Source organism: Haladaptatus sp. ZSTT2, from assembly GCF_037081775.1.
Lineage (GTDB): Archaea > Halobacteriota > Halobacteria > Halobacteriales > Halococcaceae > QDMS2.
Genome location: NZ_JBAMHQ010000001.1, coordinates 2,450,752 through 2,470,838 on the forward strand (window position 1 = coordinate 2,450,752; position 20,087 = coordinate 2,470,838).

At 60.6% G+C, this 20,087-nt stretch carries 23 protein-coding genes; 10 read left to right on the forward strand and 13 right to left on the reverse strand.

Annotated elements, in window-relative coordinates; translation table 11 throughout:
• Positions 1 to 3: 3 nt before the first annotated feature.
• Positions 4 to 1,374, reverse strand: a complete 1,371-nt coding sequence (locus V5N13_RS13345; RefSeq protein ID WP_336361154.1) for a geranylgeranyl reductase family protein — start codon at positions 1,372 to 1,374, stop codon at positions 4 to 6.
• A 131-nt stretch (positions 1,375 to 1,505) separates the two neighbouring features.
• On the opposite strand from V5N13_RS13345, the gene V5N13_RS13350 reads away from it, so the two are divergent.
• The 5 genes from V5N13_RS13350 to V5N13_RS13370 all read left to right on the forward strand — a co-directional run bounded on the left by V5N13_RS13350 (position 1,506) and on the right by V5N13_RS13370 (position 4,986).
• Positions 1,506 to 1,841, forward strand: coding sequence for a 2Fe-2S iron-sulfur cluster-binding protein (locus V5N13_RS13350; protein ID WP_332898419.1), 336 nt, complete (start codon positions 1,506 to 1,508; stop codon positions 1,839 to 1,841).
• Positions 1,842 to 1,982: 141 nt separating this feature from the next.
• Positions 1,983 to 2,630 carry a transcriptional regulator GfcR gene (gfcR, locus tag V5N13_RS13355; RefSeq protein ID WP_336361155.1) on the forward strand — a complete coding sequence of 216 codons (648 nt, stop codon included), beginning with the start codon at positions 1,983 to 1,985 and terminating at the stop codon, positions 2,628 to 2,630.
• A 170-nt stretch (positions 2,631 to 2,800) separates the two neighbouring features.
• Entirely contained in the window at positions 2,801 to 3,142 is a 342-nt protein-coding gene (locus V5N13_RS13360; protein ID WP_336361156.1) for a glutaredoxin family protein, read from the forward strand.
• Positions 3,143 to 3,311: 169 nt separating this feature from the next.
• Positions 3,312 to 3,902, forward strand: a complete 591-nt coding sequence (locus V5N13_RS13365) for a DUF7110 family protein (RefSeq protein ID WP_332898422.1) — start codon at positions 3,312 to 3,314, stop codon at positions 3,900 to 3,902.
• A 124-nt stretch (positions 3,903 to 4,026) separates the two neighbouring features.
• Positions 4,027 to 4,986, forward strand: coding sequence for a phosphoadenosine phosphosulfate reductase family protein (locus V5N13_RS13370; RefSeq protein WP_336361157.1), 960 nt, complete (start codon positions 4,027 to 4,029; stop codon positions 4,984 to 4,986).
• Between the two features lie 51 nt (positions 4,987 to 5,037).
• On the opposite strand, the gene V5N13_RS13375 is transcribed toward V5N13_RS13370, so the two are convergent.
• Positions 5,038 to 5,160, reverse strand: a complete 123-nt coding sequence (locus V5N13_RS13375; protein ID WP_336361158.1) for a hypothetical protein — start codon at positions 5,158 to 5,160, stop codon at positions 5,038 to 5,040.
• 90 nt (positions 5,161 to 5,250) lie between these two features.
• On the opposite strand from V5N13_RS13375, the gene V5N13_RS13380 reads away from it, so the two are divergent.
• Together V5N13_RS13380 and V5N13_RS13385 are read left to right on the forward strand one after the other, a co-directional pair.
• Positions 5,251 to 6,210 carry a phosphoadenosine phosphosulfate reductase family protein gene (locus V5N13_RS13380; protein WP_336361159.1) on the forward strand — a complete coding sequence of 320 codons (960 nt, stop codon included), beginning with the start codon at positions 5,251 to 5,253 and terminating at the stop codon, positions 6,208 to 6,210.
• 40 nt (positions 6,211 to 6,250) lie between these two features.
• Positions 6,251 to 6,718 carry a hypothetical protein gene (locus tag V5N13_RS13385; RefSeq protein WP_336361160.1) on the forward strand — a complete coding sequence of 156 codons (468 nt, stop codon included), beginning with the start codon at positions 6,251 to 6,253 and terminating at the stop codon, positions 6,716 to 6,718.
• Here the strand turns inward: V5N13_RS13385 and V5N13_RS13390 are convergent.
• Genes V5N13_RS13390 through V5N13_RS13400 form a run of 3 tightly spaced genes read right to left on the reverse strand, consistent with a single transcriptional unit; the run spans position 6,715 to position 9,764 of the window.
• Positions 6,715 to 7,458 (reverse strand): hypothetical protein, encoded by a 744-nt coding sequence (locus V5N13_RS13390; RefSeq protein ID WP_336361161.1) that lies wholly within the window; start codon positions 7,456 to 7,458, stop codon positions 6,715 to 6,717. The genes V5N13_RS13385 and V5N13_RS13390 overlap by 4 nt on opposite strands.
• A gap of 56 nt (positions 7,459 to 7,514) precedes the next feature.
• A complete protein-coding gene (locus V5N13_RS13395) occupies positions 7,515 to 8,339 on the reverse strand; it encodes an aldo/keto reductase (protein WP_336361162.1) in 825 nt (274 codons plus the stop codon).
• Between the two features lie 51 nt (positions 8,340 to 8,390).
• Positions 8,391 to 9,764, reverse strand: coding sequence for a geranylgeranyl reductase family protein (locus V5N13_RS13400; RefSeq protein WP_336361163.1), 1,374 nt, complete (start codon positions 9,762 to 9,764; stop codon positions 8,391 to 8,393).
• A 178-nt stretch (positions 9,765 to 9,942) separates the two neighbouring features.
• Between V5N13_RS13400 and V5N13_RS13405 the strand changes: the two genes are divergently transcribed.
• Positions 9,943 to 10,104: a hypothetical protein gene (locus V5N13_RS13405; RefSeq protein ID WP_336361164.1), complete on the forward strand. Its 162-nt coding sequence runs from the start codon at positions 9,943 to 9,945 to the stop codon at positions 10,102 to 10,104.
• A gap of 19 nt (positions 10,105 to 10,123) precedes the next feature.
• On the opposite strand, the gene V5N13_RS13410 is transcribed toward V5N13_RS13405, so the two are convergent.
• Complete coding sequence (locus tag V5N13_RS13410) at positions 10,124 to 10,987, reverse strand: 2-oxoacid:ferredoxin oxidoreductase subunit beta (RefSeq protein WP_332898430.1); 864 nt, start codon at positions 10,985 to 10,987, stop codon at positions 10,124 to 10,126.
• Entirely contained in the window at positions 10,984 to 12,747 is a 1,764-nt protein-coding gene (locus V5N13_RS13415; protein ID WP_336361165.1) for a 2-oxoacid:acceptor oxidoreductase subunit alpha, read from the reverse strand. Before V5N13_RS13415 ends, V5N13_RS13410 begins: the two co-directional genes overlap by 4 nt.
• Positions 12,748 to 12,846: 99 nt before the next feature.
• On the opposite strand from V5N13_RS13415, the gene V5N13_RS13420 reads away from it, so the two are divergent.
• Both V5N13_RS13420 and V5N13_RS13425 read left to right on the forward strand, forming a co-directional pair.
• A complete protein-coding gene (locus V5N13_RS13420) occupies positions 12,847 to 13,482 on the forward strand; it encodes an FAD-dependent oxidoreductase (RefSeq protein WP_336361166.1) in 636 nt (211 codons plus the stop codon).
• Positions 13,483 to 13,521: 39 nt separating this feature from the next.
• Positions 13,522 to 14,103 carry an NUDIX hydrolase gene (locus V5N13_RS13425; RefSeq protein ID WP_336361167.1) on the forward strand — a complete coding sequence of 194 codons (582 nt, stop codon included), beginning with the start codon at positions 13,522 to 13,524 and terminating at the stop codon, positions 14,101 to 14,103.
• On the opposite strand, the gene V5N13_RS13430 is transcribed toward V5N13_RS13425, so the two are convergent.
• The 6 genes from V5N13_RS13430 to V5N13_RS13455 all read right to left on the reverse strand — a co-directional run bounded on the left by V5N13_RS13430 (position 14,062) and on the right by V5N13_RS13455 (position 20,056).
• A complete protein-coding gene (locus V5N13_RS13430) occupies positions 14,062 to 14,679 on the reverse strand; it encodes a LysE family translocator (RefSeq protein WP_336361168.1) in 618 nt (205 codons plus the stop codon). The two genes, V5N13_RS13425 and V5N13_RS13430, sit on opposite strands and share 42 nt — an antisense overlap.
• A gap of 2 nt (positions 14,680 to 14,681) precedes the next feature.
• Positions 14,682 to 15,098 carry a VOC family protein gene (locus V5N13_RS13435; RefSeq protein ID WP_336361169.1) on the reverse strand — a complete coding sequence of 139 codons (417 nt, stop codon included), beginning with the start codon at positions 15,096 to 15,098 and terminating at the stop codon, positions 14,682 to 14,684.
• A complete protein-coding gene (gene mce / locus V5N13_RS13440; RefSeq protein ID WP_336361170.1) occupies positions 15,098 to 15,481 on the reverse strand; it encodes a methylmalonyl-CoA epimerase in 384 nt (127 codons plus the stop codon). The genes V5N13_RS13435 and mce overlap by 1 nt, the downstream gene beginning before the upstream one ends.
• A gap of 47 nt (positions 15,482 to 15,528) precedes the next feature.
• The gene (locus V5N13_RS13445) at positions 15,529 to 17,211 is read right to left on the reverse strand and encodes an acyl-CoA mutase large subunit family protein (RefSeq protein ID WP_332898437.1); all 1,683 of its coding nucleotides are present in this window, start codon (positions 17,209 to 17,211) and stop codon (positions 15,529 to 15,531) included.
• Positions 17,212 to 17,347: 136 nt separating this feature from the next.
• Positions 17,348 to 18,808, reverse strand: a complete 1,461-nt coding sequence (locus V5N13_RS13450) for a TIGR00366 family protein (protein WP_336361171.1) — start codon at positions 18,806 to 18,808, stop codon at positions 17,348 to 17,350.
• A gap of 264 nt (positions 18,809 to 19,072) precedes the next feature.
• Positions 19,073 to 20,056 (reverse strand): NADPH:quinone reductase, encoded by a 984-nt coding sequence (locus V5N13_RS13455; protein ID WP_336361172.1) that lies wholly within the window; start codon positions 20,054 to 20,056, stop codon positions 19,073 to 19,075.
• Between the last annotated feature and the right edge of the window lie 31 nt (positions 20,057 to 20,087).

A 20,087-nucleotide genomic window follows, 5' to 3' on the forward strand; every position in this document is an offset into this window, starting at 1 on the left:
CACTCAGTACTTCGGGTCTGCGCCGGTCGTTGCGTAGATATCGTCCATGATGTCGTCGCGGGTTGCCTGCCACGATTCGAAGCCCATCGGTGAGGTCGGATACGTCTCGTAGTGAGTCAGCAGGTCGTCTGCGAGGTTCTTCGTCTTGTAGAAGTCATAGAGCGTCCCCCAGTAGCCGTAGCTTTTGAGCGCCGTCTGGAGTTTGAGGCCGAGGCCGACGTTCGCGCTGCCCGAGTAGAGCGCCTCTGAGAGTTTGTCCATCGGCAGCGCCGCCATCAGCCCTTGGAGCACGTCCGTGTCGTAGGCGGTGGTGAAAATGTTGTAGATGTCGAGGGCGGCATAGCGCCCGCCGAAGTGCTCCATAATGCGGGTGTTGTACCGCCAAAGCAGTTCCTCTGAGACGTCGCCCTGTTCGAGGGCTTTGATGGCCTGTTCGCCGGCGTACTTTCCGGCGTAGGCCGCGCCGGCGATGCCGCCGCCGGTGGTTGGGTTGACGTGGCCTGCAGCGTCACCAACCGCCATGTAGCCCTCTGCGACGGCCGAGTCGTAGGGACGACGCGTCGGCAGCGCCGCACCGAGTTTGTCGGTGACCTTCCCACCTTTGAACTCGGGGCGATTGCGGAGGTCTTGTTTCAGGTCCTCGACGAGCTTCATCGGCTGTTCGGTCATTTGGAAGCCAAGCCCGGCGTTGATTTCCGTCCCCGTGCGTGGGAAGTACCAGAGGTAGCCTGCCGCGCGTTTCGTTGGCTTGAACACGAGCGCGTCGCTCCACTCGACTTCGTTTGGCACTTCAATGATTTCGCGGTAGGCAGAACAGAACTGCGAGTAGCTGACATTCGTGTCGAACGTCGAGCCGTTGAAGTCGACCTTGTCCTGCAGGAGCGAGAGCGCGCCCGCGGCGTCGATGGTGATGTCGGCGTCGTACTCGACGACGTCGCCTTTGCGCTTGCTACGGACGCCCGTAACCCGGCCAGATTTGTCCTGAGTAACGTCCTGAACGACGGTGTCGTAGTGGAAGGTCGCCCCGGCTTCTTTTGCGCCTTTGATGATGAGCCGTCCGTACTCCCAGCGGTCGATGACGGCGAGTTCGCCCGGAATCGGGATGTCGAGAACCACATCTTCCTGTGGAATCTCGAACCGGCCGTGGTCTACGTCCGTGTTGGTGAACGCCGGCATGATCTTTTCTTTCGGGATGGCTTCGGGGAAGGCGTCCGCGCCCTTGAGTGCGTCACCGCAGGCGATGTGCCCGGCTTCCTGTTCGGTCTTTCGCTCGATGACGACGACCTCGTAGCCCGCGTCTGCGAGGGTTGCTGCGGCGTAACAGCCTGACGTGCCTGCGCCAACGATGGCGACGTCAGGAGAATATGTGGTCATGCACACGATTGCTCCCCCAACGGAGAAAACTCTTTATCTTGGCCCTGTCGTTCGATTCTCTCGACGAGGGCGACAGGGGGAGTCGAATGCCTACATAAAGAGTAAAGGTGCGGTCTTTCGTAGACGTAGTAATGACTGATTACACCGTTGAGTTTGTCGGCACGGGCGAGAAAATCACCGTCTCCGACAAGCAAACCATCCTGAAGCGATGTATCGAAGAAGGTGTCGCCCAGGAGTACTCGTGTCGCGTTGGCATGTGTCTCGCGTGTTCTGCTGAAATCGTCGAAGGCGAAGTCGCCCAACCGGCCGCCCGCGGCCTCACCGAAGAAGAGCGCGAAGGCTACGCGCTCACCTGCATGGCCCGCCCACTCTCCGACCTGAAAATCGACCGCGGCAAGTACCCACCGAGCATCGAAGACGACGCGACCTCCGACGCGAGCGCGGAACCCGCCGCCGCAGACGACTAACTCGCCTGTTTTTGCGGTTTTCTCCACTGCCAGTGAGCGGCTGCGCTGGGTGGCGGGGCGACTTTCACGAACTCAGGGCCAGTTTCGGTGCTGAATGTGGCCGACGAAACGATGATAAAAACGGCCCCCGAAGGCAGGCACATGAAGAACGTAGACGACCTCATCGAAAGTGCGCGGGAACTCGAAGCCCACGGCCTCTCGAAAGGCGAGATTGCAGACGAGCTCAACGTCTCGCGTGAAACCGCAAAGTGGTTGGTCGAACAGAGCGCGAAGACCGCGCGTCGCCCGGCCAGCACGTCGGATACCACGGACACGAGCCCCGACGACATCCACGTCGATTGGAGTTCGCTTGGCCGCAACAGCCAGCGCCTCGCCTACACGGCCAAGACAATGGCGAACGTCATCGACGCGGAGGCAGAAACCATCGAATCGACCGTCGGTATCGAGAAAGCTGGCGTCCCGCTCGCCACCGCTGTCGCTCGCGCGCTCGACACCGAACTCGCCGCCTACGCCCCGGCGAAACACCGCTGGGAGGAAGGCGACATCGAAGACCAAGAGTTCGGCGGGAGTTTCTCGCGGAACTTCGCGCAGGTCGAGGGGAAAAAGTGCGTCATCGTAGACGACACCATCACGAGCGGGACGACGATGACCGAGACCATCGAAGCGGTCAAAGCCGAAGGCGGCGAGGTCGTTGCCTGTGTCGTGCTCGTGGACAAACAGGGCGTCTCCGAACTCGAAGGCGTCCCCGTCCACTCGCTCGTTCAAGTCATGCGCGTCGACCGCGAGTAAGCCAGCGCCGTTCAGCCCGTACTGGTTAGGGAAAACCTTCTTTTCACCCGCCGAGGTATGTCACACCAACCCACAGAATCAGGGTGATTCGATGTCGGCGCTCGTGGGGCGGGCGCCGCCAGTGGGTCTTCGGCGCAAGGATTTTAGACCGCGAGTGGCTACGATGGGCCATGACATTCCAGCCCGGCGAGTCACTCAGCCAAGACGAAGTCACAGAACGCGTAGACACGGCCATCGAGGACAACGAAGTCGTGCTGTTCATGAAAGGTAACCGGCTCATGCCCCAGTGTGGCTTTTCGATGCGCGCGGTCGAACTCATCTCCCAGTACCGCGAGGACTTTGAGACGGTGGACGCGCTCGCCTCGCTCGACGAGTTCCGTGTCGCGCTCAAAGAACACAGCGGCTGGGAAACCATCCCCCAGACCTACGTGAACGGCGAGTTCATCGGCGGCAGCGACATTTTGGCCGAATTAGACAAACGTGGCGAGCTCGAAGCGGCGCTCGACGCCTGAAATCGGAGTTCCGTCTCCCCACCTTGTGGGAGATAATCGCCGGACAGCCCGGCGGCTTGCGTCGCTCGAAACGCGGCCGAAACGAAAGGGTAGCCCATATAAGCCCCGAACGCCTATGTACATTCGACCCTATACAGAGCCACTTCGACTCTGCTAACGCCCCACACACATGACCAGCCGCGTATATCGACTCCATTCAACGCTCGAACTGCCTCTCGAAGATGTCCATGAGTTCTTCGACAATCCAGAACTCCCCGAAGAAATCGCGGACATCGACATCACTCGACGCAATAACACGCTCATCATCAGCGCCGTCTCCGCTGATGACAGCATCAGCAAGTACACGCCAACGGCGCAGCTGAAAGCCAGCGTCACGGAAAACCGCGTGTACGAAGTCCCACTCGACGAGTGGAACAAAGCCCAGCGCGGCGGCGCACCCAACTGGGGAGCCGCCCAGCAAGAAGAGCAGGAAAAACCCCCATCCGAACTCGTCGAGTACGCCTGCTTCAAAGGCGACCGCGAGACTGTCTTACAAAATACCGCACTCCAGTACCCGATGTTCGAGGTGCTCTGCTCGCTCGCGAAGATTGCAGAGAAAGGCACGCTCACGGCCATCTCGGCCGTGGACGACGACCTCGTCGCCACGCGCATCGTAGACGGCGAAGTCCGGCCAGCATCCATCGACGTCGTCGAGAACCCGACCGAAGACGCCGCCTCGAAGAAAGGTGTCAACTGGCGCGACAACAAGTTCATCTCGTAACGCGGTTGGTTTTCTCGGCTCTCTCTCCTGTGAGCCACTGCTCCACCCGCCCCATGTGTGTCAGTATCACCCGTTTCCGGGGCCGTAACGCCTTTTACACACCTAATTATATCTAATTACGAAGATGGCAACGAACTTCCCCGACTACGTCACCGTCGATTACACCGACGGCGAAGGCGAGAACCCCGAAGATTACCCATCTATCGAGCATAAAATCGAGAAAGCAATCGAGGTCACCAAAAAGGGCCTCGAAGAGTACGAGAATCCCGCCATCATGTGGACCGGCGGGAAGGACTCGACGCTCGTGCTCTACTTCGTCAAAGAGGTCGCAGAGCGATTCGACCTCGACATGCCGCCTGCGGTGTTCATCGACCACTTCCAGCACTTCGATGATCTGCTCGACTTCGTCGAACACTGGGCCGACGAGTGGGACGTAGAGGTCATCTACGCCCGCAACGACGACGTTGGCTCGCTCGCAGACGAGCCGGGCGACACCATCAACGTCTCCGACCTGAACGAGCAGAACCAACACCACGTCCGCAACATCCTCGAATACGAGGAGGACACGTTCCCGTTCCTGCTCGACACCTACGTCGGCAACCACCTGCTCAAGACCGTCGCGCTCAACAACGCCCTTGAGGAGTACGACATCGATGGCGTCATCTCCGGCATCCGCTGGGACGAACAGGAAGCGCGCGCAGACGAGACGTTCTTCAGCCCTCGACACGACCCCGACATCTACCCACCGCACGACCGCATTCAGCCGATTCTCCAGTTCGACGAGGCAGACGTGTGGGAAGCGTTCTGGAACTTCGTCGTCCCGGAGACGGTCGAAGGCTTCCCGGCAGAAGGCTACGTCCCACAGGACTACGACGACCTGCCAAACGGCCTGACGCACAAAGACATCCCGGTCAGCCCGAAGTACTTCGAAGGCTTCCGCAGCCTCGGCAGCGAAGTCAGCACCGAAAAGAGCGACACCGAGCCTGCATGGCTGCAGGACTTGGCCAACACGACCGAGCGCGCGGGCCGCGCACAGGACAAAGAAGACCTGATGGAGCGCCTGCGCGACCTCGGCTACATGTGAAGTCGGTCGGCTGACTTACACCCGACAGCTGTCATCCCTGTCGGGCTCCGTTCACGCTCCCACGGTGGCATACTCGGGGTCTGGGGAGGCTCCGACACACGCATGGTTGGGTTCCACACTCGCCACCGAGGAGTCGGCTTTTTCCGTTTTCACGCCCGTGAGCTGTGCTGCCATGGTGTGTCGAGTAAGCAGTGCCAACCGACTGTCCGTAGCCCGGTAGGCAGCCCATACCAATATGCCGCGGGCGCGCAAATGCAGATACCAATGCCTGAAGGGTTTCCTTCGTATCTCAGCGTAGACTACGAAGACGGTCACTCGCAGAGCGCCGCAGACTACCCAAGCGTAGACGAGAAGATTGCAAAGGCAATCAACGTCACCCAGACCGCGCTCTCGCAGTACAAGAACCCCGCCATCATGTGGACCGGCGGGAAGGATTCGACGCTCGTGCTCTACTTCGCAAAGGAAGTGGCAGACGAATTCGGCTACGAGATGCCGCCGGTCGTGTTCATCGACCACTACGAACACTTCGACGACGTGACGGCGTTCGTCCACCACTGGGCCGACAAGCTCGATTTAGACCTCATCATCTCGCGCAACGAGGACTTCGCCCGCCTCGGCGCATCGCCGGGCGACGAGATTCTCGTTTCTGACCTGAGCGCGCAAAACCAGCGCGAACTGCGCGACCGGCTCGACCACACCGACGACACGTTCGTGCTCTCTGCGGATTCGTACGCGGGCAATCACCTGCTCAAGACCGTCGCGCTCAACAACACCATCACCGAACACGACATCGACGGCGTGTTCTCCGGCGTGCGCTGGGACGAACAGGACGCCCGCAAGAATGAGACCTTCTTCAGCCCGCGCCACGACTCGGAGAAGTACCCGCCACACGACCGGGTGCACCCGATTCTCCAGTTCAACGAACGGTCGCTCTGGGACGCCTTCTGGTACTACCTCGTCCCCGACCTCGTGGCCGACTACCCACAGGAAGGCTACGTGCCACAGGGCTACGACGACCTGCCGAACGGCCTGACACCAGAAGACCTGCCGGTTGGGCCAAAATACTTCGAAGGTTTCCGCAGCCTTGGAACCTCAAAGGGTTCTGCGAAGAGTGACGACCGCCCGGCGTGGCTCCAGGACTTAGAGCACACCACCGAACGCGCCGGTCGCGCCCAGGACAAAGAGGGGCTGATGGCGCGCCTGCGCGACCTCGGCTACATGTGAGCGGGAAACCGTTTTGCCTGCGGTTCGTCTATCAGCTACTGTGACCGACTCACCCGTCTACTTCCGTGAGACCCAACGCTTCAGACAGCCGTGGCTGTGGGCGATTCTCATTTTTGTGTCTCTCATCCTGTTTTGGGCGGCGCTCGCTGAGGCAGAATCCGTATTTCAGCGCGTCCTGTTTGGAGCGCTCGGCCTCGTCTTTCTGCTGTTTTTCGCCGTCCTCGGCCTCAGAACCGAGGTACGCGAAGACGGCATTCACCTCAAATTCTTCCCGCTGCACCTTTCAGAACGCCACATTTCCGCCAACGAACTCACTGGCTTCGACGCCCGCGAGTACCGCCCGCTTGCCGAGTACGGCGGCTGGGGCATTCGCCGGGGGAGAAACGGCTGGGCGTACAATGTGCGCGGAACAGCGGGCGTCGAACTCAGATACCGGGGGAAAACGCTGCTCGTCGGGACACAACAACCACGAGAATTTATCGAGGCACTCGACCGACTTGGCCGTTAGTCGCGCGCCGGTCGCAACACGTCTGCGATGGTGACGAGAATGCCGAGCAGCCAGCCAAGCGGCACCGCGATGCCGAACCACATGCCAACGTAGGCCACGCCCTCTAAGTCGTATCTCGTGCGGATGTAGGTGTTCAGATTGCCAATCGAGAGCAGGTTGTCGAGAATCCACCGCGCGAGCGTCGTGCTCTGGGGGAAGATGGCGTCTGCGAGCGTGGGCGAGTAGAGCGCCGCCACGACCGGCGGGAGAAACAGCGCCGTCATCCCGAACGGATAGGCGAGCATGACGGTCGTGCCCCTGCCGCCGACGCGGTTGAAAAGGACGGCGAGCACCGCAGCGAGGGTGGCGACGACGCTCGCGGCAGCGACGGCGATGAAACCGTCTGCAGAAAAGCGGATTCGGGCGAGCGCGGTGAGTCCACCCCAGACGAGCAGCGAGAGCAAGAGGACGCCGACGACGCCGAGGCGCGTGGCTGTCCCGTCTATTTTTCGTGTGTAAAACCGCGTCATGTAGCCAAAGAGGGCGAGCGGGTAGAGAATGGCGACGAGCGGCACGCCGAGGGCACCCCAGAGACGATAGGCGACCATCCCGAGGGTGTTGTTCGGCTTCCACTTCCCGAGAACGGTGTGCGCTGTGTCCAGCTGGCGCGGGAACACTAGCTCCATCCACGTCTCGTGTAAGCGCGTCACGTCGACGCGTATGCCCGACACCAGCCCGCTGTTTCGTTCACCGACCGACATTGCACCTGAATTTCGGGCGCGTGCCCTTAACTCTCAACCTTCTGGAACCGAGACTGTCACCACGGCGCGAACGACGGGTCGACCTTTCGGTCGGTCTGGTCGAGCTCGTCGATGGCAGCGATTTCTGCGTCGGTGAGGTCGAGGTCGAGCGACTGCCAGTTGTCGCTGATGTGGGCTTCGCTCGTCGCCTTCGGAATCGCCGTGATCCCCTTCTCGCGCAGCCACGCAAGACTGACCTGTGCGGCGGAGGCGTCGTGATCGTCTGCAATCGCGGTGAGTTCAGGGACGTCAAAAACGTCGCCGCGGGCGAGCGGCGAGTAGGCGACGAGTTCGATGTCGTGTGCTTCACAGTACTCGCGTAGGTCGTGTTGGGGGAGCAGCGGGTGGAGTTCGACCTGATTGGCGAACACGTCGTCACCGAGGATTTCTTGGGCAGTTTCAAGTTGTTCGGGTTCGAAGTTGCTCACGCCGATACGGCGAATTTTCCCCTCGGCTTTTAGTTCCTCGAACGCCGCCAAGGTCGCTTCTGGGTCGTATTCGCGGGCGGGCCAGTGGACGTAGAGCAGGTCTACGTAATCCACACCGAGTTTGTGGAGGCTCTCTTCCGTGGAGGCTTTCACGTCTTCGGGTGCGAGTTCGTCAATCCACACCTTCGTCGCGAGGAAGATGTCTTCACGGGACACGTCCGCCTGCGCGATACCGCGGCCAACGCCCTCCTCGTTGCCGTAAATCTGGGCGGTGTCGATGTGGCGATAACCCATTTCGAGGGCGGTTTTGACGCTCTCTGCACACTGTGCTTGGTCTTCGTTCTCCCACGTGCCGAGGCCGAGAAGCGGCATGCCGTCGGTACGCGGACAGTCGTCACTGGTTGGCAGGGACATAATCACCCGGCCCTATGTGAGCCAGCAGAAAAGGGATTGGGAAAGCGGAACTCAGTACTTCGGGGTCGCGCCCGTGATTCGGTACACGTCGTCCATCACGGCGTCGCGCGACTCGCGCCACGACTCGAACCCGCTCGGGTCGTCTGGGTACTCGTCGTACACGCTCCGCAGTTCGTTTGCCTTCTGTTGGACCTTATAGAGCTCGTAGAGGACGTTCCAGTGTCCGATGGTCTTGAGCGCGGTTTTGACTTTGAGGCCGAAACTCATCGATGCCGTGCCTTCTTTGCCAAGCGTGTCGAGGAGCTGTTGGCCCGGCAGCGCACTGATGACCTTCACGAGTTCGTTCACGTCGTGGGCCCCACCGAAGATGTTGTAGATGTCCATCGCCGCAAACCGTTTGCCGAAGTCCTGCATCACGCGCTGGTTGTAGTTCCAGAGGTTTGCTTCGGTCACGTCGCCTTCGCTGATTGCGTCGATGGCTTCGAGCGCGGCCCAGTGGCCGGCTTTCGCCGCACCCGGAATGCCGCCGCCCGTCGTTGGGTTGACGTGGCCCGCGGCGTCGCCCACCGCGATGTAGCCGTTTGCGGTCGCAGAATCGTACGGCCGCCGGGTCGGCAGCGCCGCACCGAGCTTGTTCTTGATTTTCGCGCCGTCGAATTCAGGGCGCGAGCGAATGTCGTTTTTCAACACCTCGACGAGCTTCATCGGCGGCTTGTTCATCTGGAAGCCAAGCCCGACGTTGATTTCCGTCGGCGAACGTGGGAAGTACCAGAGGTAGCCCAGTTCTTCGGTTGGCTTGAACACGATGGCGTCGTGGTAGTCAACCGGCTCTTTCGTGATGAGCACTTCCCGGTAAGCAGAACAGAACTGCGAGTAGCTCACCTTGGTGTCGAAGGTAGTGTTCGAGAAGTCGACTTTGTCCTGGAGCAATGAAAGGGAACCGGCGGCGTCAATGACGATTTCTGCCTCGTAGTTTTTAACGTTCCCTTTTCGCGTCGTCGTGACGCCGGTGACCCGCCCGCTGTCGTTTTGGATGACATCGCGGACGACCGTGTCGTAGTGAATCTCTGCACCGGCGCGCTCTGCTTCTTCGAGCAGCACCTCGCCGTAACGCTTGCGGTCTACGACTGCTCCCGGTGCCCGGAACGGGATGTCCAAGTGCGACTCGGTCAGCGGGTTCTCGAAGCGCGCTTTCAGGATGTTCTCGTTCGTGAACGATTCGGCCCGGAGATACTCGCGGTCGATGACGTCGGGGAACGTACTTTTCCCCTTGATTGCATCACCACAGGCAATCATGCCACCATCCTCTCTGGACTTCCGCTCGAGAATAACGACGGAGAGACCCTCGTTTGCAGCCGTAGCGGCCGCAAAGGTCCCGGAGGTGCCACCCCCAACAATGATAATATCGTAGCGTTCGGCTGCCATTACACCCACTATACCGTCGGGTCTTAAAAAAACGATGTATGTGCCCCTGCTCTCGGGTCGTTTTTCACTTTGTTTGCCTGTCGCCCCTTCCGAAAATAGGTTAGATGGCCAACACATACTTGTTATTTGGGTAATATGTGTTCGAACAAGGCGTCGTATCGTCGGCGTCAAATCACCCATGGGACACATCAAACTCACCAATAGCCTCCTGAACCGAACCATCCCCGTAGACGGATTTACGGGCGTCATCACCGTTGACCTCTCTGGGGACGAACCGTGCGTAATCCTCCCGGAACACGTCGTAGTAAAGCGAAAAGACGCGCCGCTCACCGACGAATAAACAAAAAATTGGGTTTCGCTCAGTAGAACTCGCGGACGAGGTCCATTGCGCCTTCCGGCGGCTTGTCCTCGATTTGGGACATGTCCTCTGAGATGCCCCAGCGTTCCTCGAACGGAACCGAGTTCTCGTCTTTGTAGATGACGCCCATGTACTCCTTTTCGGAGTCGAAGATGACGTCCTTCGCGGCGTCTTTGTCCGTTGGGTCGTGGTCTTCTTCTTTGAGGTCCACGAGCGAGTCGCGGAAGTAGTCGTAGGTGTCCACGTCGTTGAACGTGACACACGGACTGTAGCAGTTGACGAACGCGAAGCCGGGGTGCTCGATTGCCTGTTTGATGATCTCGACATGACGCAGTGCGTCAGAGGAGAACGACTGGGCGATGAACGTGCCACCCGCAGCGAGCGCGAGCGCGTGTGGGTTGACCGGGGCCTGCATCGGGCCATCGGGCGTCGTTGAGGTCTCGAAGTCCTCACGGCTGGTCGGGGATGCCTGTCCCTTCGTCAGCCCGTAGATGCGGTTGTCCATCACGACGTACGTCATGTTGACGTTCCGGCGAACGGCGTGGACGAAGTGGCCCGCGCCAATCGAGAAGCCGTCACCGTCGCCACCCGCAACCATCACTTCGAGGTTCGGGTTTGCGAGTTTGGCACCGATGCCAACGGGGAGGGCGCGACCGTGGACGCCGTGCAGCGCGTAGCTGTGCATGTACGTCCCGATTTTGCCCGAACAGCCAATCCCGGCGACCAAGAACGTGTTGTCCGGGTCGTTGCCGGTTTCGGCGAGGCCTTTCATCATGCCGTTCATCGTCCCGAAGTCACCGCATCCGGGACACCAGGTCGGCTGCTTGTCGGATTTGAAATCAGTGAATCGAACGTCGGAGCTCATGGGGTTGCCTCCACAGACTCGGAGAGAGCCTGTTTAATTTTTGCTGCCAGCTCGTCTGCCTTGAAGCGGACACCGTTGTACTTGTTTAGGCGCTTTACGCGGCGAAGTGCGTCGTGTTCGATGAGGTCTGCGAACTGACCGGTCGCGTTACATTCGACGACGATAACGTCGTCTGCAGCGGCGATTTCCTCGGTCAGATCTGGCCGTGGGAAGATGTACGGCACAGAGAGGAAGCGCACGGAGACGTCGTCTTCTTCGAGGAACTCCATCGCCTCGCGGATTGCGCCTTCGTTCGACCCCCACGAGATGACGAGATTACCGGAGTCTGCGTCACCGAACTCGCGTGGCGACCAGTCTTCGTTTTCGATTGCCGTCTCGACTTTGCGGTTGCGCTTGTCGACCTGTTCTACGCGCATATCCGTGTCCTCGGTACGACGACCGAGTTCGTCGTGTTCGAGACCAGTGGACATGTGCGCACCGCCTTTCGTGCCGGGGAACGCGCGCGGCGAGACGCCGTCTTCGGTGAGCGCGTGTGGCTTGAACTGCTGTTTGTCGTTGACCCACTCGCCAAGGGACTCTTCGTCGACAACCTTGCCGCGGTCGATTTCGACCTTGTCCATGTCGAACTCTTCCGGTGGGAAGGTCTGTTCGCTCACGGCGAGCGCGAGGTCTGCGGCCAGATAGACCGGCGTCTGGTACTTTTCTGCTAAGTTGAACGCTTCGACGGTCTTGTGGAAACACTCGGAGATGCTCGTTGGCGTGAGGACGAAGCGCGGAATCTCGCCATGGCCGCCGTAGAGCATCTGATTTAAGTCGCCTTGCTCTTGCTTGGTTGGCATCCCAGTGGATGGGCCAGAGCGCATGACGTTCGTGATGACGAGCGGCGTCTCGCTCGTTGCGATGAGGCCAAACGTCTCGGTCATGAGGTCGATGCCCGGCCCAGAGGTTGCGGTCATCGAACGGGCACCGGCGCGCGCCGCACCGAGGGCCATGTTGATGGCGGACAGTTCGTCCTCTGCCTGGACGACAGCGCCACCGAACTGCTCTACGCGTCCGGTCATGTACTCCATGACGTTGGTCGCGGGCGTGATTGGATAGCCAGCGTAGAACCGACAGCCAGCCGCGATTGCGCCCATGCCAATCGCCTCGTCACCGTTCAATAGCACGTAGTCTGCGTCGGTGGTTTCGAGTTCGTAATCGAGGTCTAAGTCGTAGTTCTCGCGGACGTACTCCTGGCCCGCGCGCGCGGCTTTCGAGTTGTTCTCGACGATGGAGCCACCTTTCTGTCCGAATCGCTTTTCGAGCGATTCATCGAGGTTCTCGATGGGGAACTCGGAGACTTCACACGCCGCGCCGAGAGCGACGATGTTCTGCATGATGGCTCCCCCGGCCTCTTCTGCGAGGCGGCGAAGCGGGACGTTCAGCCCAATCATGCCGTCTGGGGCTTCGAAGTCCTTCATCGTAGTTCGCTCACCGTCGTAGATGATGACCGAGCCCTCGTGGAGCTCTTCCATGTTCTCTTCGACCGTGCGTTGGGTCAGTGCAATCAGAATGTCGAGTCGGTCTACGACACTCTCGACGCGGTCGACCGAGGTTCGAATCTTGTATGCGGTGTAGCCACCACGAATACGCGATGCGAAGTCTTTGGATGTAAAGACGTGTCGGCCTGCGCGAGAGAGTGCCTGGGCGAAAATCTTCCCAGTGGAGTCGATTCCATCGCCGGCTTCACCGCCGATGGCCCAGTTCAGGTCCTCTGGCATTGTCGGTGATGGGTTTGCTGTACCGGTGCAAAAGGCTTCTGAATCAGTCAGTAAACTGGGAACGAAAGTGCATTTGCCGATAACCCACATGTGTGGGGTATGGAACCACGCGAAGTAACCGTCGCTGCGAATCGCCGCGTCGGCCCAGATACGGTCGCACTGGACGTGAAAACGCCGGATGGCTTCAGCGCAGAGCCCGGCCAGTTCGTCAAACTCACCCTTGACGTAGAGGGTGAATCCGTCTCACGCTTCTATACGCTCTCCTCTCCGAGCGTGACCGACACCTTCGAACTCACCGTCGGCATCGACCCCGAAGGAGATGTCGCCCCGCACATCGAAGCGCTCGAAGCCGGAGACACGGTCACCATCGCCGGGCCATTCGGCAACGACTACTACGAAGGTGAGGCGCGCGTCGTCATCCTCGCGGGCGGCCCCGGCGTCGGGCCAGCAATCGGCATCGCAGAGCGCGCGCTCGAAGACGGCGGCGAAGCGGGCATCGTCTATCTCGACGACGCGCCCGTCCACGAAGCCAGACTCGCCGCGCTCGAAGAGCAGGGCGCAGCCGTGTTTATTCTCGACGCAGGCGAGTCGATGACCGACGCCGTTGCGTCGGTGCTGACCGGCGACGAACAGCTGTTCATCTACGGCTTTGCGGACTTCTTAGACGCCGCAACCGACGCCCTGCAGGCGGCAGGTGCAGACCCCGAAACCGCGAAAGTCGAGAACTTCGGCTAAGCCAGTAGCGTTTTCCTGCGCGAACCCAACGGTCGGTTCGTGTCCCACACCCCGCACGCAGAGCGAGAAGCCACGCGGCTCACAGACCGCCTGTGCGCCGACTACGGCGACCTGCCCGACGTGTACGAGGAGACACTGGCAATCTCGGGCGCGCGCTTTGACGGCTTCTGGGACTACGCTGAGGACGGCTTCGTCTCGGCGGCTGGCGCGCGCGTCGTAGACGAGGCGGGGCGTCTGCTCATGCTGCGCGACCGGGACGACCCGAATGACTGGACGTTCCCCGGTGGCGGGGTCGAACCCGACGACGAGTCGCTCGAAGCCACGGCAGTGCGCGAGGCACAAGAGGAGACGGGCATCGAGTGCGAGTCGACCGGCGTGTGTCTCCCCTACCGCTTTTACTACACGACCGACACGCGCGACGAGACGATTCTCGCGTTCGGCGTGTTTTTCGACGCGATAGCCACCGGCGGCGCGTTCTCGACGCCGAACGACGAGGTGCTAGAAGCGCGGTGGTTCGAGACGCCGCCGCCGCTCGACACCATCCCAGTGATGCTCCGGCCGACGGTCGAGGCGTGGGAGTCAGCGCAGGCCGGAGAGCGCACCGATGCCGAATCCAAGTAGCACCACTCCTGCGGCGCGATTGACCCAGTGGAGCCACTGCGTCGTCACGCGCGCGCTGATGCGCAAGACGAGCGTTGCGAGAAACAGCCACCACGCGACCGACCCGAGAAAGACCCCTGCGACGAGCGCCCCGGCTTCGACCGCGGAGCCAACGGCCACACTGTAGCCCGTGACGATGGCGACGAACGCGAGAATCGTGACGGGGTTCGCAAGCGTGAGCGCGAGCGTCGTGGTGTAGTCAGAAACGAGGCCACAGCCACTCGATTCGTCTGCTGGCTCGGTGGCCGGTGACGCTCGGAGCGTCTGAACCCCGAGGCAGATGAGCAACAGCCCGCCAACCAGCCGCAGCGGTGACGCATAAGCGAGCAGCAGCGACGAAATTACCGTCACGCCAAAGGCGACAACCGCGCCGTACATCGCGTCCGCAGACGCCGCACCAAGCCCCGAGACGACGCCCGACCGCCAGCCGCGAGTCAGCGTCCGCTGGATACAGAGAATCCCGATTGGGCCAACCGGCGCGGCGATGGAGACGCCGAACACCGCCCCGAGCACGAACGTCTCAAGCGGTGCGGGCATCGTTACTCGTCCGTCGGAACCGACTCGTCGTAGGCGACGAACTCAACTGAGTGGCCGTCCGGGTCCTCGAAGTAGAGCGAGCGCCACTTGACCCAGCCGTGGGTCGCCGTCCGAACGTCGAGGCCCGCGGCTTCCAGTCGGTCTTTCTCCGAGTCGAAGTCCGCGAGGTCGATGGCGAAGGCGACGTGGTCCATCGTCGTGTGCCGTTTGTCGAGTCCCTCATACTCGTCCAACTCGGTGCGGTCGAACAGGACGAACACCTGCGTGTGCCCGCCGTAGGACTCACCGAGGTCGAAAAAGGCGTACGTGTCGCCGCGTTTCAGCAGGGACAAGCCGACCACGTTCTCGTAGAACTCCACCATCTCGTCGAGCGATTCCGTGCGGAAGGCGATTTCGCCGAGGGCTTTGACGGTGGGCATTAGTGTTGGACGAACTCGATGAGAATACCGCCGGTCGATTTTGGGTGGAGGAAGGCCACGTCATGGCCCCACGCGCCGGGGCGCGGCTCCTCGTCGATGAGCGTCACGCCGTGGTCGCGGGCGTTGTCGAGCGCGGCGTCGATGTCGTCGGTCGCCAGCGCGAGGTGGTGGATGCCCGGCCCGTTTTTTTCGAGGTAGCGCGACACCGTGCCCTCCTCGATTGGTTCGAGTAGTTCGAAGTAGCCGTCGCCGCAGTCTAAGAAGACGACGCGCAGGTCACCGAACTCCTCTTCGTGGACGGCGGGCATCGAAAACAGGTCACCGTACAGGTCGATGAGCGCGTCTGCGTCGTCGGTGGCAATCCCCGCGTGGTCGAAGTGCATGGCTGACGTAGGGGCCGAACAGGTGATAAAATCGAGGGAGTGCGAACTTATAGCGCCGCGCCGGGGCGGTACTCACCGAACACGTCGCGCAGGGTGTTCGACACCTCGCCGGTCGTCGCGTAAGCCTTCACCGCGTCGATGATGTATGGCATGAGGTTCTCGTCGCCTTCTGCGGCGTCTGTGAGTGCTTCGAGGGCGGCTTCGACCGCTTCCTCGTCGCGGTCTGCCTTCACGTCCTCTAACCGCGAAATCTGGCGGCGCTCGTCTTCCTCGGTCACTTCTTGGATGTCCGGCTGTGGATCTTCGTCGACGCGATACTTGTTCACGCCGACGATGATGCGCTCCTCGTTTTCGATTTCCTTCTGGCGCTCGAAGGCCACGTCCTGAATCTGGCGCTGGACCCACTGGTCTTCGATTGCCTCGCGCATGCCGCCGCGCTCGTCTACGTCCTCGATGAGCGCCATCGCTTCCTCTTCTAAGGTGTCGGTCAGACTCTCGACGTAGTAGGAGCCTGCGAGCGGGTCGATGGTGTCGGCCGCACCCGACTCGTGGGCGAGGATCTGCTGGGTGCGAAGGGCCGTTTGCACCGACTGTTCGGTCGGCAACGAGATGGCCTCGTCTTTCCCGTTGGTGTGGAGGCTTTGGGTGCCGCCGAGAACCGCCGCGAGCGCCTGATACGCCACGCGGACGACGTTGTTCTCGACCTGTTGGGCAGTCAAGGTCGAGCCACCGGTCTGGGTGTGGAACTTGAGCTGCTTCGATTTCGGGTTCTGTGCGTCAAAGCGCTCTTCCATGATGCGTGCCCAGAGGCGGCGGGCGGCGCGGAACTTGGCGACCTCTTCGAAGATGTTGTTGTGGGCGTTGAAGAAAAAGGAGAGTTGTGGCGCGAAGTCGTCCACGTCGAGGCCCGCGTCCAAGGCGGCTTCGACGTACTCGATGCCGTCACCAAGCGTGAAGGCGAGTTCTTGGGCGGCTGTCGAACCGGCCTCGCGGATGTGGTAGCCAGAGATGGAAATGGTGTTGAATTTGGGGACTTCCTCTGCACAGAATTCGAAGATGTCCGTGATGATGCGCATCGACGGCTCTGGCGGGAAGATGTAGGTGTTGCGCGCGACGTACTCTTTGAGAATATCGTTTTGAATCGTCCCACGCAACTGCTCGCGAGAGACGCCCTGATTATCGCCAACGGCGATGTACATGGCGAGCAGGATGGAGGCGGGCGCGTTGATGGTCATACTCGTCGAAACCTCGTCGAGTGGAATCCCGTCGAACACCGTTTCCATGTCCGCGAGCGAGTCGATGGCGACACCGGACTTCCCGACTTCGCCCTGCGCCATCGTCGCGTCTGAGTCGTAGCCCATCTGCGTCGGCAAGTCGAAGGCCATCGAGAGCCCGGACGACCCGCTGTCGAGGAGGTAGTTGAACCGCTCGTTGGTCGCTTCTGCGGTGGAGAATCCGGCGTACTGGCGCATCGTCCAGAGCCGCCCGCGATACATGGTGGAGTAGACGCCGCGCGTGTAGGGTTCCTGCGCCGGGAAGCCGATGTCTGCGTCGTAGTCGAGGTCTGCAATGTCGGCAGGCGTATAGAGACGCCTGACGGTCTGACCGCCCGTATCGGTCGTGAACTCGTCTTCGCGCTCACCAAATCGTTCGACGGTCGGGGAGACCTGTGCGTCCTCCCACGTCTCTTTTTCCTCCCGAATCTGCGCAAGCTCGTCGGGGTCAAACATGAATAGAAGCGAGGTGACCCGCCGCCTTAAGGTTTGAGAGACCATCCCAACCTTGCCGTGAGCCTGCGGCTCGGTTTCGTGAGTGTGCGGTGAAAAGTACCCGAAAAATCGGGTGTTTAGTGGTCGAAAGTCGAGATTACGCTGCTGGGAGGCCGAGCATCACGGTCATGGTGATGGCCATGATGATGAAGCCGCCAACCATTGCGACCGTGGAGTAGCCGATGATGTCACGGGCACGCAGGTTTGCGAGTGCCAACAGTGGGAGCGCCCAGAACGGCTGCACCATGTTGGTGAGCTGGTCGCCCATCATCTCGATGAGGATTGCCGTTTCGAGTGGCATCCCGAGTTGTGCGGTGGTGTCGAGCAGGATTGGACCCTGTGCGACCCACTGGCCACCGCCGGATGGCACGAAGATGTTGACGATTCCGGCGCTGATGAGGCCGATAACTGGCCACGTCGTTGGCGTGGCGATGGACGCGAAGAAGTTCGCGATAGTTGCGGTCAGCGCGGTGCCGGTGAGCAGTCCAGAGATACCCGCGTAGAACGGGAACTGGAAGATGATGCCACCGACGTTTTCGACGGATTCGTCCATCTGCTGGACGATGCGCTTTGGGGTGACCCAGAGAATCATCGCGAGGAAGATGAACATCGCGTTGATGCTGTTCAGCGTGAGGCTGGAAATGCCCCCTCCGCTGAGGATCCACGCGTCTATGACATAGTAGAGTGGGAACAGTGCGATGATGAGTCCGAGAATTTTCGAATTGTTCAGTTTGTCTGCGAACGTCGTCCCAGCAACGCCGGATGCGACGCCCGTCTTCGATTCTTCTGCCACGCCGCCGTCGGTGGCGGCTTTGTCACCGGACATCTGCCGGTAGACTTTGTCGGGCAGCGTTTTGATTTCGTCATCCTCTTTGGGGTGAAGTGCACCCATCAGCGGTGGGATGAGGACGAGCATGAGGCCAACCGTCACCAGGTTCACTGGGTGGCCAATGGTTCGACCGAGCGAGAAGCCATTCTCCATGACGTTCTCGTTCGGGAATTGCGCGAGTGCCGCCTCGAACGTTGGTGGGATGAGCGCTGGGTCGGCCATGATGAGCCCACTTGAGGTGGTCAGCCCGGAGTGCCAAATCATGAGCGCGGTGTACCCGGCTGCGGCGAGCAGTGGGTAGTGAAGATTCATCCCCTTTTCTTTGCCCTGGTAGGCGACTTGCTTTGCCATCACCGCACCGACGATGAGACCAAGCCCCCAGGAGATGAGGCCAGCGACCATTCCGACGAACGAAACGAAGGCCACCGCGGTGAACGGGCTGGATGGCAGCTTCGCAATCCGTGCGAGGAAACGAGTTACTGCAGGTGATTTTGCGATAGCGTCTCCCATCATCAGCGTCACGGCGAACGCGGCCATGAAGCCAAGGAGCGTCCACACGCCACCGACCCAGGCGTCCATCGCGGCTGTTGGGGACGACCCAACAGCAATTGCACCACCAAATGCAAGTACTGTTAATATTATTACAAGAACGTACGGGTTTGGAACGTATCTCAGTGAAAGCTCTGCGAAAATGCCACCAAGACGACGTATTGGATCTGTGATTGCCATTACCTTACTGCACCGTGTTCATCCATTGAAGAAGTGCTATATAATGGTTTGGCACACGTTGTCACCAATCATATTGTTAATTGATTAAGAAATAATGTAGAAATAAAGATATTTCTGCAGAGAGTGTCCGGAATTATCATGCTACATTGCTGGATGCCACACACACAATATTCTCCAGAGTGGAATGGTCAGTTCAGTGGTTTTGTCCCAACGATTCGTCGTGTTCACACCGCTGATCATCACGAATTTCCTAAATGTAAAACATCAGTTAGTTACATTTATCACTATTTTTCCTAACACTCCCGATGACGCGGCGTGTTTCATCGCAGCCGATGCCTCAGAAAGTGGGTAGGTTGCTTCGATACTCGGGCTAATTTCTCCGGTTTCGAGCAACGGCGAAACGGCGTCAAGAACCCGTCGCTGGTCATCCGTTGACGCCATAATTGACATGAAGCGCACATCCACGTCGTCAAACATTGCAGCGAGCGATACCGACGGTGAGAGCGTCACGGGGGCACCTTGCCCGATGACGACGATGCGACCGCCACGACCAACCGCGGCGAGGTCGGTTTCGAGGTGTTTGGCGGCGTGGGCGTCGAGCACAACGTCTGCGGGCCGTCCGCCGAGAGCCTCGTGGACGGCGTCGGCCAACTCGTCCTCGCGGTAGTCGAGCACCGCATCCGCGCCCAGTCCGGTGACGAACTCGGCCGCTTCCGCGCCGTGGGCGGTACCGACAACGGTCGCGCCAGCACGAGCCGCGATTTGCACGGCAACGTGACCGACGCCACCACTCGCCCCGTGAACCAGACACGTCTCCCCGACGCGGAGGTCACCGCGCGTCACGAGCGCGCGCCACGCCGTCGTACAGACGAGCGCGGCGGCCGCACCCGTCTCGAAGGAAACGCCCTCGGGAAGCACGGCAAGTCGGTCTGCCGGAACCGCCGCAAACTCCGCGTACGTCCCGTCGTCTTGCCAGCCAAACCCGGTGCCGTACACGCGGTCGCCCGGTTCGAGACGGGTGACGCCCGCGCCGACTTCGTCGACGACGCCAGCGAGGTCAACGCCGCAGACGTGGGGGAGCCCCGCCGTTGGCTTGAGCAACCCCTCGCGGAGTTTGGCATCGATTGGGTTGACGCTCGCCGCCTCGATGGCGACGCGAACCTCGCCTGCCGCGGGTTCCGGGCGCGGAACCTCGTCGAGCGAGAGCACCGACTCGTCGCCGTAGTCGTGGTATCGAATAGCACGCATAGTGGGTGCTATGGAGAGCACCCGGAAAACG